Origin of the sequence: Hymenobacter crusticola (assembly GCF_002154225.1) — a bacterium.
Classification (GTDB): Bacteria; Bacteroidota; Bacteroidia; order Cytophagales; family Hymenobacteraceae; genus Hymenobacter; species Hymenobacter crusticola.
The window spans coordinates 21,863-34,647 of the sequence record NZ_MTSE01000001.1 but is presented as its reverse complement, the minus strand read 5'-3'; the positions used below and the strand labels follow the sequence as shown (position 1 = coordinate 34,647).

General features: G+C 55.9%; 11 protein-coding genes. 5 read left to right on the top strand and 6 right to left on the bottom strand.

Annotation, left to right across the window (positions count from 1 at the left end; genetic code table 11):
• Window positions 1-341: 341 nt before the first annotated feature.
• The 3 genes from BXP70_RS00115 to BXP70_RS00105 all read left to right on the top strand — a co-directional run bounded on the left by BXP70_RS00115 (window position 342) and on the right by BXP70_RS00105 (window position 6,665).
• Window positions 342-3,215 (top strand): TolB-like translocation protein, encoded by a 2,874-nt coding sequence (locus BXP70_RS00115; protein ID WP_086592555.1) that lies wholly within the window; start codon window positions 342-344, stop codon window positions 3,213-3,215.
• Between the two features lie 214 nt (window positions 3,216-3,429).
• Window positions 3,430-4,029, top strand: a complete 600-nt coding sequence (locus tag BXP70_RS00110; protein ID WP_179197533.1) for a DUF4136 domain-containing protein — start codon at window positions 3,430-3,432, stop codon at window positions 4,027-4,029.
• Window positions 4,030-4,175: 146 nt separating this feature from the next.
• Complete coding sequence (locus BXP70_RS00105; protein WP_086591988.1) at window positions 4,176-6,665, top strand: carboxypeptidase-like regulatory domain-containing protein; 2,490 nt, start codon at window positions 4,176-4,178, stop codon at window positions 6,663-6,665.
• A 57-nt stretch (window positions 6,666-6,722) separates the two neighbouring features.
• Here the strand turns inward: BXP70_RS00105 and BXP70_RS00100 are convergent, their stop codons facing one another.
• The 5 genes from BXP70_RS00100 to BXP70_RS00080 all read right to left on the bottom strand — a co-directional run bounded on the left by BXP70_RS00100 (window position 6,723) and on the right by BXP70_RS00080 (window position 10,624).
• Entirely contained in the window at window positions 6,723-7,274 is a 552-nt protein-coding gene (locus BXP70_RS00100; protein WP_179197532.1) for a porin family protein, read from the bottom strand.
• A 202-nt stretch (window positions 7,275-7,476) separates the two neighbouring features.
• Window positions 7,477-8,406 (bottom strand): YsnF/AvaK domain-containing protein, encoded by a 930-nt coding sequence (locus BXP70_RS00095; protein ID WP_086591986.1) that lies wholly within the window; start codon window positions 8,404-8,406, stop codon window positions 7,477-7,479.
• A 73-nt stretch (window positions 8,407-8,479) separates the two neighbouring features.
• Complete coding sequence (locus BXP70_RS00090) at window positions 8,480-8,944, bottom strand: YsnF/AvaK domain-containing protein (RefSeq protein WP_086591985.1); 465 nt, start codon at window positions 8,942-8,944, stop codon at window positions 8,480-8,482.
• 294 nt (window positions 8,945-9,238) lie between these two features.
• The gene (locus tag BXP70_RS00085) at window positions 9,239-10,231 is read right to left on the bottom strand and encodes an aldo/keto reductase (protein ID WP_086591984.1); all 993 of its coding nucleotides are present in this window, start codon (window positions 10,229-10,231) and stop codon (window positions 9,239-9,241) included.
• Between the two features lie 30 nt (window positions 10,232-10,261).
• On the bottom strand, window positions 10,262-10,624 hold the full coding sequence (locus tag BXP70_RS00080) for a hypothetical protein (protein ID WP_086591983.1): 363 nt from the start codon (window positions 10,622-10,624) through the stop codon (window positions 10,262-10,264).
• A gap of 291 nt (window positions 10,625-10,915) precedes the next feature.
• Between BXP70_RS00080 and BXP70_RS00075 the strand changes: the two genes are divergently transcribed.
• Window positions 10,916-11,413: a YciE/YciF ferroxidase family protein gene (locus BXP70_RS00075; protein ID WP_179197531.1), complete on the top strand. Its 498-nt coding sequence runs from the start codon at window positions 10,916-10,918 to the stop codon at window positions 11,411-11,413.
• A gap of 9 nt (window positions 11,414-11,422) precedes the next feature.
• On the opposite strand, the gene BXP70_RS00070 is transcribed toward BXP70_RS00075, so the two are convergent.
• Window positions 11,423-11,920 (bottom strand): YdeI/OmpD-associated family protein, encoded by a 498-nt coding sequence (locus BXP70_RS00070; RefSeq protein ID WP_086591981.1) that lies wholly within the window; start codon window positions 11,918-11,920, stop codon window positions 11,423-11,425.
• Window positions 11,921-12,013: 93 nt separating this feature from the next.
• On the opposite strand from BXP70_RS00070, the gene BXP70_RS00065 reads away from it, so the two are divergent.
• Window positions 12,014-12,706, top strand: a complete 693-nt coding sequence (locus BXP70_RS00065; protein WP_086591980.1) for a DsbA family oxidoreductase — start codon at window positions 12,014-12,016, stop codon at window positions 12,704-12,706.
• Window positions 12,707-12,785 lie beyond the last annotated feature (79 nt).

Here is a 12,785-nt window from a genome sequence, read left to right as displayed (position 1 = left end):
GCATCTAGATAAGGATAAAACAAGCCTCAACGAACATGATTTTGAGCGGCCTATAATGGTTGCAGCCTCCCTATTCATATCTTGTAAATAATAGGTAAGTCGTTAATAAGCAGATGCTTAATTTTAATCTGCTTCAAAAAAATAGTGTGTAGTAACCGTGTGCAGCCAAAACCTAGGTAAGCACTATGGTGAACAACTGCCGTTGGGAAAGATAGGGGTTATCTAGTAAAAGCAAGAAAAACGGAGGCAAAAGTAGCAGCAAAAAATAGCGTGTAGGCCGTAGAGTGTGCCGTGAGGTTATGCGTGATTTCGGCTATTTTGCCAGTCTGAACGCCTGCTCAATGCTCCATCGTTATGTGTTGCCAGCACTACTTGTGCTAGCCTCCTGGGTGCCTGCCCACACTCAGACTTTGCCCGTGCTAGACCAAAACCCGGCTTCGCTGCGTTGGTATCAGCTTCGAACGGCGCATTTTCGCGTGCTCTACCCAGTTGGCTTTGCCGCCACTGCCCAACGAACGGCGCAGCGTTTGGAACAGGTGTACGGACCCGTGAGTGCGACGCTGGAGCGCCCGCCACGGCCGATTTCACTGCTGCTCCAGAATCAAACCACCGTTAACAACGGCTTTGTCACGATTCTGCCGCGCCATTCGGAGTTTTTCACCACGCCGCCCCAGGACCCGTTCTTGAGCGGCACCCTCGATTGGCTTGACTTGCTGTCGGTGCACGAGTTTCGACACGTGGTGCAGTTCGATAAGGGGCTCCAAGGGTTGTCGCGGGTAGCGTATCAGCTCTTTGGCTACGGCGGGCTAGGGTTGGCGGGCTTAGGCATACCCGATTGGTTTACGGAAGGCGATGCCGTGGGCACCGAGACGGCTCTGACGCGAAGCGGACGGGGACGCATCCCCAACTTTGACCTAGGTTTTCGGGCCAATTTATTGGCTGGCAAACGCTTCAGCTACCCTAAGGCCGTGTGCGGCTCCTACCGCGACAACGTGCCCAACCACTATGTGCTTGGCTATTACTTAACTACCAACTTAAAGCGGAGCAACGGGGCTACGGCTTGGAGCGCAGTGCTGGACCGCTACTACGCTTTTCCCGCCTATCCTTTTTCCTTTTCCAACAGTTTACGACGCTCGACGGGCTTGCGAGTAGAGGACCTGTACCAGCGCACCCTTTCCTCACTCGACTCGCTGTGGCAGGCTCAGCAGGGCCGGCTTACGCGCACGGAGGCTAGGCCGCTGGCCGTGCAGCCTGAGCGCAGAGTCTTCACCGAATACCAGTATCCGCAGTACGTAACCGATAGCACGGTGCTGGCCGTAAAAACGGGCCTAGGTGATATCTCCCAACTGGTTTTGCTCCGGCCCAGCGGCCGCGAGCAGCGAGTGTTCGTGCAGGGCTTAGTGAACAACCCAGAGATGTTGTCGGTGGGCGGGAACAAGGTGTGCTGGCCGGAGTTTCGCTACGATCCACGCTGGGGGCAGCAAGTATTCTCCGAGATTCGGCTGCTCGACCTAGGTACGGGGCACCTCACGCGCCTCACCCACCGCACCCGCTACACCGCCGCCGCGCTCTCGCCCGACGGGCGCAGCCTGGTAGCGGTGCGTACCGATTCGGCTTACCAGCACCGGCTTGTGGTGCTTGATGCCGAAACCGGCCAAGTACGCAAGGTGCTCGCCAACCCCACCAATGATTTCTATCAGCAGCCCCGTTGGCGCGCCGACCAGCACAGTGTGGTGGTTGTAACGCTCAAACCAACTGGCAAAACGCTGGAATTGATAGACACCGAAACCGAACAACACCAGCCGTTGCTGCCCGTGGCCAACGACAACCTAAGCCATCCGCAGCCGTGGGGCGACTATGTATTGTTCAATTCGCCGCGCTCGGGCATCGACAATGTGTATGCGGTAGCTATTGCTTCGGGGCAGCAATTTCAGGTAACGTCGCGGCCTCTAGGTGCTTACCATGCCGCCGTAGCACCCAGCAGCCGGCAGCTAGCTTTTCATGACTTCCGGGCGGAAGGGGCACGCGTAGTAACGATGCCACTGGAGCCCACACGGTGGGTGCCGGTGCCTACCGCGGCTATATCGCCGGCTTCTTACGCCGATCCGCTCACCCAGCAGGAGCCGGGTGCCGCTCGTCTCCAGGCAGCCTCGCCCGATTCAGTGGGCCCGCAGTTGGCGGCGACACGCTACCGCCGGCTCCAGCACCCATTCAACGTGTACAGCTGGGGCGTGATACAGGCACCCTCGGGGCAGGCGTTGAGCCTAGGTATTCGGTCACAGGACTTGCTGAACACCACCCAGGCTATTGTGGGGGCAGGTTACGACCAAACGGAGCGCGTCGGCAACGTGTTTGCCACGCTGAGCTACCAAGGGCTGTTTCCTATCTTCGACGTAACGCTGCAACACGGCAGCCGGCAGACGTCGGTGCCCGTAGACCGGCAGTTGCCCCTCGACAGTGTGCGCAGCGACCGGTGGCAGTACACGCGCCTAACAGCCGGCGCGCGCTTACCGCTCAACCTGACCCGTTCGCGCTACGTGCAAGCCCTAACCCTAGGTACGTACTACAGCGAGGAGCAGGTGCGCGGCTACGACTTGCCCGTGCGCTACCGCAACGAAGTAGGCTATGGCCGCAGCCTGCACGCAGTTACGTACAGCCTCAGCTACACCCGCCAATTGCTACAGAGCAAGCGCGACGTGGCCCCGCGCTGGGGCCAGTCGATCAGTGCTTCGTGGCGCACCACGCCTTTTGCGGCCGGTTTACAAGCCAGCCAATGGGCAGTACAGGGCGGCTTGTATATACCGGGGCTGCTCAAACACCACGCGCTACGGTTGCGTGGTGGCTATCAGCGCCAAAGTCGGGAGTCGTATCAATTTGGCGCCGCCGTGTTCTACCCGCGCGGGCAAAGCTACGTGAGCTTCGAGCGGCTGCAAACCGGCAGCATTGAATACCGGTTGCCGGTGGCCGATATGCATTGGGCGCTCGGGCGGTGGCTGTACGTGCAGCGCCTGAAAGCCGCCGCTTTTTTGGATGTGGCCGTTGGGCAAAGCCAAGGAATACCCGTGCAGCACTACCGCACAACCGGGCTGGACGTCACCTTTGTATTCAACACCTTGCGCCTGCGGGTGCCCTTTGAAGTGGGTGCGCGCACTATTTACAACCAACGCCTAGGCACGTGGGAGGTGCAGCCGTTGGTATTAAATATTGGATTTTAATTATATGGCTGAAGGCAAGGTTGTTACTTCAAAAGCCGATAAACGGCCGGCTTAGCCTAGCCGCCTAAAGGCAACGCGATAGCTCAACAGGGCCACTACGATAACCACAACAGTAGCTAGGTAGGTAGCGCGCAAAACGCTAGCTTCTTGTAACTTCTGTAGGGTAAGTGAGTATGAAATAGGGTTTTCCACTACTATGCAACTATCTCACCTCATGAAACCTACTTTGTATGCAGCAGTGCTCATGCTCGTAAGCCTGATCACCAGCTGCTCGTCCGTGAACGTACAACAAAAGCCGGGCGTTGACTTCAATAAATACCACACCTACGACTGGGGCAAGATGGACGTAAAATCGGCTAATTCCCAGAACCCCATTTACCAGAGCAGCCTGAACGACCAAATGATTCAGGATGCTATTTCCAGTGAGCTAGCCAAGCGCGGTTTGCGCCGGACACAGGGCAATGCCAAGCCCGACCTGTACCTAGCTTACCACTTGTATATCGAAGAGGCCGAGCGTACCGTAGCCAACCAGCCCGCTGCTGGTTTTGCTTATCCGTATGCCTTCTCCTACCGTGGTGCCTTCTTCCCCGTGAATTACGGGTACATGTACAGCTCGCCTTTTTACAGCACCGGCTACCATACCGAAAACTACAAAGAGGGCACGCTTATCCTAGACTTCATCGATTCGCGGAGTCGTAATCTTGTGTGGCGCGGTTCGGTAGCTGATGCCGTGAACAACCCCGCCAACATTGGACCGGAGTTCGCCAAATCGGCCAAAGAGATTCTTGATAAGTTTCCGATTGAAAAGCAGTAAGCTAGCTTACCGTAAAATAGTCGCAGAGAAGCCGTCTTGCTAAGACGGCTTTTTTGCGTCTGTTGGGCAAGCTCCTCTATCAGCTTTCATTCTATATTCATCCGACAATTACTTCTTCCGATCCTTCTACTACTTATCCGTTTTCTATGCAACGCTTACGTTGGCTGGCGCTGGGCCTGAGTGCTTTCGTCGCTGTTCTGATCGGCACTGGTTTTCGCGACCCCGACGAAGGGTTTGTGCAACAGATAGCCGCCCAATTAAACAAGTTTTATCAGGCCCACTACCCCGAGAAAAGCTACCTGCACCTCGATAAGCCAGTGTACGCCGTAGGGGAAACGGTATGGTTTAAGGCCTACGTGGTAGATGCCTCGCGCCACTTGCCCGATACGCTCAGCCGCGTGCTGTACGTAGATCTATTGTCGCCGCAAAACCAAGTGGTGGCGCAACGGGTGCTTGGCTTGCAGCGAGGCACTGCCAACGGCGACTTCACGCTGAGCGATACGCTCACGCAGGGCATGTACACGGTGCGGGCCTACACCAGCTGGATGCGCAATGCGTCGGCTGAATACTTCTTCTCCCGGCGCATTTCAGTCTGGCGCACCGACCCGACGGCGGCGGCGCCGACGACAGCACCTGGGCGGCGCAAGAAGGCCGAACTGAATGCCGCTACCGCTCCTGTGCAAAGCCGGCAGCCCGACGTGCAGTTCTTCCCCGAGGGCGGGTCGCTCATCGCCCAGATTGATAACCGTGTGGCCTTTAAGGCGACGGACGTTTATGGCTACGGGGTGAATGTAACGGGCGTGGTACAGGATGAGCAGGGCGCCGACGTCTTGGCTTTCCAAAGCCAACACCTAGGGATGGGTCAATTTCTGCTGAATCCCGTTGCGGGCAAACGCTACCAGGCGCGAGTGAAGCTGCCCGATGGCACGGTGGCCATCTACCCATTGCCCATTGCGCAACCGGAAGGATTGTCGCTGAGCGTAGCCGAAATAGGTGATTTTCTCAACGTTACGATTCGTCGCAAAACCCTAGCGGGCACTGCGCCTCCCGATAACATTACCTTGCTAGGGCACGTGCGAGGAATCATAAGTTACGCCGGACGCGGGCAAATTGACGATACGCGGGCGTTTACGGCCCGCGTGCCGAAGAACAAATTCCCGACGGGCATTGCGCATTTTACCTTGTTTAATGGGCAGAATGTAGCGCAGTGCGAGCGACTGGTGTTTGTGCGCAATGAACCTAGCCTGCAAGTAAAAATCACGCCTTCCAAAGCGAGCTATGCCCCGCGTGAAAAAGTAAACCTCGACGTGGAAGTGCACGACGCCGCTGGGCAGCCCGTGGCCGCGCAGTTTTCGCTGGCCGTCAACAGTGCCCAAGCCCTGGTAGCCAACCCCGACGCCCACAACATCCTGTCTGACCTGCTCCTTACCTCCGATTTGCAAGGCTTCGTGGAAAACCCGGCGTATTACTTTCAGCAAAATGTGCCCGACGCAAAGATGGCCCTGGATAACTTGCTGCTGACGCAGGGCTGGCGGCGCTTCGTGTGGAAGCAGTTGCTCGCCAATACTTTTGATCCTAGCCCTTTCCCGCTGGAGCGCACCCTGACCGTAAGCGGACAAGTGCTCAATGATGGGAAGCGGCCCATTGCAAACAGCGACGTGGCGTTGATACTGTCGCGACCCGACCGTGGGTTTGCCAATGCCACCACCGACCCCGACGGACGCTTTTTGTTCACGGGCTTCAGCGGGAGCGACACGACACAGGCCTTGGTGCAAGCGAAAGGCACCAAGGGCAACCGTAGCCCCGTTGTCCGCCTCGCTGGCTCCTTGGCGCCGCTACCAAAAACGCCGTTACCTAGGCTTATCAGTCCGCAGCCGGAAATAGCGGAGTACTTGCAAACTAGTAAGAAACAGCAAGCCGCCGAGCGCCGCTTCCGGATGGATACCAGCAAAACCATTATGCTGGGCAATGTGACAGTAAGAGGCAAAAAAGCGCCCCCAGCCGACCCGCGCAAGATTTATTCGCAGGCCGATGCCACTATCAAGCTCAGCGACCTACCCGGGGCGAGCAGCTACATCAACATCCTGCAAGTACTGCAAGGACGGGTAGCCGGTCTGACGATAACGGGTAGTGGCTTCGACATGCGCGCCCAAATTCGGGGACAAGGCTCCCCGCAGTTTCTGGTGGATGGCGTGCCGGTCGACGACAGCTACATCAACTCCATTTCGCCCACGGATGTGGAATCGGTGGAGGTGCTGAAGGGCGCTTCGGCAGCTATTTTCGGTGGTCGTGGGGCAGGGGGTGTTATTGCCATTTATACGAAGCGCGGCAACCCTAGCTACGATTATTCCAAAGACCCGACCTCGCCGCGCCTAGCCTACATCAAGCGACCGGGCTTTTACAGGGCCCGCGAGTTTTACGTGCCGCAATACGACGGCTCTACCAAAGCGCCCACGCGCCCCGACTTCCGAAGCACTACCCTCTACTGGAACCCGCGGGTGAATACCGACGCCAGCGGCATAGCGCACCTCTCCTTCTACTGCTCCGACGCGAGCGGTACCTTTCAAGTAGCCGGTGAGGGTTTGTCCTTTACTGGTACACCAGGGCTAGGTATCAGTAGCTTCTCGGTGCAGTAGCAACACGAAACATTAATATAGCTAGGGTGGCGGCCAAATACTTTGCCACCACCCTAGCTATTCTATTACCGCTGGGTGAAACAAAACCGTGGCTGTTAGCCCTACCAGAACGGTTGACTGGCTTTCATAATACCGCGGGTTGCGAACCTCTACTGTAGGACCAATGCCGTAGCGTAGCAACGGACCAAGCGTTGTTTCGATTGGGTAACTTTTTCCTACCCGGAATTCCATCCCGGCCACAAGGCCCCAGTCTTGGTGGTGGAAGTGCCAGTCTTGCGTAGTAGTACTAATAGGGGCTACCGGGGAAATAACGCTCGAAAAGCTAGCTCCTAGCAGCAGATGAAATCGGTCGTGGGCAGAGCCTGTGCGCACGTACACGGGTAGCGTCAGATAGGAAAAGGTAGTGGCGGCGTTTAGCGTGGGCACTAGGAGGCGGCGTTGCTCATACACCAAGTCGGCGCCAAAGCTCAACCGCGAGGCACGGAAGTAACGTCCGCCCGTTAGCCCAAGTGTCGGACCTAGGTGGGCATGCTGGTATTGATCGTGTCGCAGCCAGGCATTTGCTACACCTGCTTTGACGCCCCACTGCCAATAAGAGCGCGCTGGCATTTGGGCGTAGGAAACAGTTGGAAGAAGGATCACCAAAAGCAACCTCGTTTTCATACTGCTTCGGTTAAAACACGAAAACAAAAGGACAGCACTCGTTACTCTCGAAGATACGAAGCTGTCATATACCTAGCTCACGCTAAAAAGCAAAAGCGGCGACTCCATAGGAGCCGCCGCTTTTAATACACAATCTCTAGTTGCTTAACTAGTAAGAGTTAGAGTCTGAATTATTTGTGTTATTCGTCGTATTCGTGGTGTTCGTATTGGTGGTAGTGGTCGTGCCGCTGTTGGGCAGTTGTTCCACGTCTACTTCCGTTTTGCGCACCGTGTCGTGAATGGTTTCTTCACGCTCGGTTACTTCTTTGCCTAGCGTTACTTCTTCCACCACGCGAGCTTCTTTGCCCACTACGGCGCGCTCAGCGCTTTCCGTGATTTCAACATCGCCTTCTTTGAAAGCAGCGAAATCAGCTTCAGTAGCCGGACGGTTCACGGGGTTGCGTTGCACCGTAACGTGCTCCTCACGCAGACGTACACTGGCTTCTACTGGGCGCTCTACGATGCGGCTACGCAGGCGAGCACCGCCGGTTTGCTCCGTACGCTTGCCTACTTGTAGGTTTTCCTCAATCACTTGGGCCGATAATTGGCCATCAGTGGTGGTAGCTTGCGTGCCAGTGTTAGCAGCGTAGTTGTTGGCTTGGTAGCCCGATTGAGCAGCGCGCTCATCTACGTCTACGGCGCCAGCGGCGTCAAGAATTTCAGCAGCACGCTGGGCGTTTTCAGCCGAGCTTACGTGCACTGTTACAATAGAGCCCGAGTTGCGAGCTACGTGCGAATAACGGCGCGTATCGTCGTCGTCATCGCCGCCGAAGAGGTTGCTGAAGAAGTTACCGATGCTGTCACCCGTACGGCCAGCGGCATCAGCAGCACCTTCGGTTACAGTACCGCTCGTATTCTGGTAGTCAGATGAGTCGCGGTTGGCGCCACTCGTGGAAGAGCCACTATTATAGTAGTTGCCACCTTGTGATGACTGAGCTACGTCTACGCTATCTAGGCTAAAGCCGGCAGCGGCTAGTTGTTGGGCAGCTTGCTGCGCTTCGGCAGCGGTGTCGAAAAATCCTACTACGGTCTGAGACATGATCTTAAAGATTAGGTTAGGGAGTGGTTGGGAGAAAAAAGAGTACTATGTAAGGGTAAAGAGAGGCAAAAAGCTAGGGTGTTGTGGGAGCAACAGGAGCAGCCGGAGCATTGTCAGGAGTGATGCGTTCTACATGCACTTCCTCTTTGCGCAGTACTATTTGCTGCGTTTCCAGGGTTTCTACCCGGCGCTTCGTGATGTGTAGTTCTTCTACCACAAGCAGCCGTTTGACGATCACCTCGCGCACCACCGGAATAATGGTTACTTCGCCTTCTTGCCGCATGGCAGGCGCCACGTCGACGTATTGGTTGCAGGCCACACGTTCTACGCTCACTTCCTCGTGCACGAGTGGTATCACGGCAGCTTCCGGCGTTTGCGTCACGCTTTTGGTGATGCGTACGCGGCCCGTTTCTACCACTTCGCGCCCGATCTGGAGGTATTCCTCAATCACCGGAATGGTCACCTGATCCGGCACCGTTGGCGAAATGCGCTGCGGGTCTGGCACGGCCTGTTGACTTAAATCCTGGGTGGCACTCATTATGAATAGCTCTCTAGCAAAGTGGTGTGCTAGGCTATACGCCCTCGCTAGCAGGGTGTTATGGTTGAGGTTACTTGGAAATAGGCGTTCATACGGTATTTCGGCACGTAAAAGGCACTAGTGCGCGCCCGGCACTTGAGGCATTATGGGCATTACAGGGTAGCTGATTCCCTTTTCGAGCGTATCCCTCCGTTGCTTCTTATTTCTTTCGCGCTAACCACTTTTCGACCAGAATTATGCACAAAAAAAGCGCTGCCTTCCTAGGCAGCGCTTTTTTCTACTGGCAGCAAAAAGCTAGGCTAGTTGAAGTTGGTTGAGCTGTTTGGTAATAAAATCCAGCTCCTCGGCCGACAACTTCACGTCGACGGCCTTTGCGTTTTGAGCGGCTTGGTCAGCGTTGCGAGCTCCCACCAAAGCTACCGTAATGCCGGGCTGCTCGATGGTCCAGCGCAATACCACTTGGGCCAGCGTTGCATTTTTGCTTTCGGCCAAGGGCTTAATCTTATCCAGGAAGCCGTTTACCCGCGTCAGATTATCGCCCGAAAACAATGGGTTGTTCTTGCGCAGGTCTCCTTCGCCAAACTGGTAGCCCGGCGTTACTTTGCCCGTCAGCAAACCCAGCTGCATGGGACTATAAGCCAGAATAGCTTTGTTGTGCTCCAGGCAGTAAGGCACCACATCGCGCTCGATGTCGCGCTTCACCATGCTATACGGCACTTGGTTCGACGCTAGCTTCACCGTTTGCTCGGCTTCCTGCATCTGTTCCACTGAGTAGTTGCTCACGCCTACTGCGCGCACTTTGCCTTGTTCAATAAGCTTAGCTACGGCGCCCATGGTGTCGGCAATGGGCGTGGTTACGTCGGGCCAATGAATTTGGTAGAGGTCGATGTAGTCGGTGCCGAGACGGCGCAGGCTATCTTCGCACTCTTTGATAATGCTTTCGGGCGCCGCGTACTTGTACACGTCGAGGTCGTGGCCATTGTTGTCCTTGGTTTTGAAGCCAAAGTCTCCTTTTGCAAGGTCCCAGCGCATGCCGAATTTGGTCAGGATCTGCACCTTGTCGCGGGGTAAGCTCTTGATGGCTTCGCCCACAATCTCTTCGCTCAGGCCCTGCCCGTAGATGGGAGCCGTGTCAATGGAGGTAACTCCTAGGTCGTAGGCCGCATGAATAGCCCCTACAGCATCGTTTTGTTCGGTGCCACCCCACATCCAGCCGCCGGCAGCCCAGCTACCAAAGGTGATGACGGACGTCTTAATACCGGAGTCGCCTAATTCTTTGTATTCCATAAAGTGTGCGTGAAATGCTAAGCAGCGCTATTACTGGCGTTTGCCCGCTGAGTTCTTCTGCATGGTTTCGCTATTGCCGGAGCCAGTTGCACCGCCCTGCTTCGAGGGGGTAGTAGGTGCCATCTGAATCTTGCCTTTGGGTGGGGGCGTGGTGTTGTGGCCCTGTCCGCCCGAGCGCGTGATCTGGTTTTTGCTGGTTTTGGACACTTCCTTCGTACCGCCGCCGGGCTTGTAGTTTACCTTCGAGGCGCTAGGGTGGGAGGTGCCGCCACCAGTGGTGCTGCTGCCTGAGCCGCCCGTGGTGCTACCCGTGTTTGGGCTGCCTGTGGTTTGGGCGGCGGCGGTGCCGAGCGTAGCGGCCAAGGCGGCTACGAGTGCGAGCGTAGTTTTCATAGTGGGGGTTGGGTGAGATGCGAAAGAGAAAGCCCGGCCTGATATGCGCCGCGCCAATGGGCTTACGGCGAACAAGGGCTGCGCGTTCGGGCGCGTACACTACACAGGAGCTAGGATGAGCCGGCGAAGCAAGGCCGCTTTTGGGTGCTGTTTTGTGCAACGCGTGCAAGCATTAGTTCTGCACTTCAGCCTGCCAAGGTTTCGGAGAGCCTAGGTCGTAAGAACTATCGCGAGACTCATGCGTAAGGGTTTGTAAGCCACAGGGTAACATTCTCTTGACTACCAATGCTCATGGAAGCGCTACGAGAGCTCAAAGAACTGCTTGCTCATGAAATACAGATGCTACATAGCGCCGAAAATCAATTGCTGGTTGGAATACCACGGCTGATTGAGAAAGCGTGCAACGAAGAGTTGAAAGCAGTGCTTGATTTGCACTGGAAAGAAACCGGGATGCAAGTGAAGCGGTTGGAAAAAGCTGCCAAACACCTTGGTATATCAGCTGGCAACGACGACAACCCTAGCATAAAAGGCTTACTCGCCGAAAGTGAGCGGCTGCTAAGCAAAGGCGGAGTAGAGCCCATTGTGGATACTGCTCTAATCGTTGGGATGCAAAAGATCGAATACTACGAAATAGCTAGCTACGGCACGGCTGCTTACCTCGCCGATGAGCTAGGGCTAACGGAAGTAGCTAACCTTTTGCGCGAAACGCTGCTCGAAGAAAAAAACACGAACGCAATCCTCAACCACATTTCTCAGAACAACATCCTTCGACAAGCTGCTAATCTGTAAGCCTGCGGCTTAGTCACGCGCGGTGGAGCCAAATGGATGACGGCCCGCCGCCAACAAGTGCAGCGCTTTTACAATGCGCTCGGCGCGGGTTTCTGCTCGCACGGCACTGCGGATATGCTGGACAAGGGCACGTTTCATACTAGGCGTCAGCCGCAAAAAGCCTGCTTCTGCTTCGGGCCACTCCGCCAGGGCTTGGGCAAACTCGGCGGGTAAGTCAACCGCGTCGGGTTCGGGGTCCGGAGTGAGCGTGACGGCTACTTGGTCGCCTAAGCGGATACCAACTTGCTTACGCACCTCTTTGCTGATCATCAGGTATCGTTCACCAGTTTTGAGCGGGTGCAACCCTAGCCGGAACGTGTGCCCATTCAGCGTACTCACGACGCGCCGCACGGCTTTGCCTCCTAGGTCTTCTACCACGGCCAGGGGAACAAGCAGAATTGTCATGGGCATAAAGCTAGGTCCGCCTGGTTCTAACAGCGCTTGGAAGGAGAGAGGCGTATCTTTCATCGGAGGAGGGGGAAGGGCGCGCAGCGGGCAGTATATAGACCGAACAAACTTTTTCGCCACCAAAACGCTTTTGCAAGCAAACGATAGCAGAAGATGAAAGTAGAAATCTGGTCCGATATCATGTGCCCGTTTTGCTACATTGGCAAGCGGAAGTTCGAAAATGCCCTGCAACAATTTGCCGGCCGTGAGACGGTAGAAGTGCAGTGGCGCAGCTTTGAACTCGACCCCAACATGCAAACTGTTCCTGGGCAGAGCATTCACGAGTTGCTGGCAGCGCGCAAAGGCGTGTCGGTGGAACAAGGCAAGCAGATGAACGACCATATGGCGGTCATTGCCGCCGAGGTAGGCCTGCACTACGACTTCGACCGGATGATCCCGACGAATACCTTTTTGGCCCACCGGTTCTTACACTTAGCTGCGGCCCACGGCTTGCAGGATGCTGCCGAAGAGCGTGTGTTTGCCGCCTACTTTGTGGAAGGTAAAAACGTAGGCGACCTAAATACGCTGGCCCAGCTTGGCGCCGAGCTAGGCTTGGACGCAATGGAAGTAACCCGCCTTCTCGAAACGGAAGCATACGCCCAGCAAGTGCGCCTCGATGAATACGAAGCGCAGCAGGTAGGTGCCCGTGGCGTGCCCTTTTTCGTGTTTAATAATAAGTACGCCGTGTCTGGCGCGCAGCCATCGGAGCTTTTCCTGGAAGTGCTGCAAAAGGTGCAAAGCGAAGAACAGCCCGTAGTAGTAGCCGGTGCCGAAGGTGCTGCCTGCGATGTGGATGGTGCCTGCTGATTTGTTCTTACTCTACAAACAACAGAAGCGCGACCTAGGCCTAGGTCGCGCTTCTGTTGTTTGTAGAGTAAGATAGCGT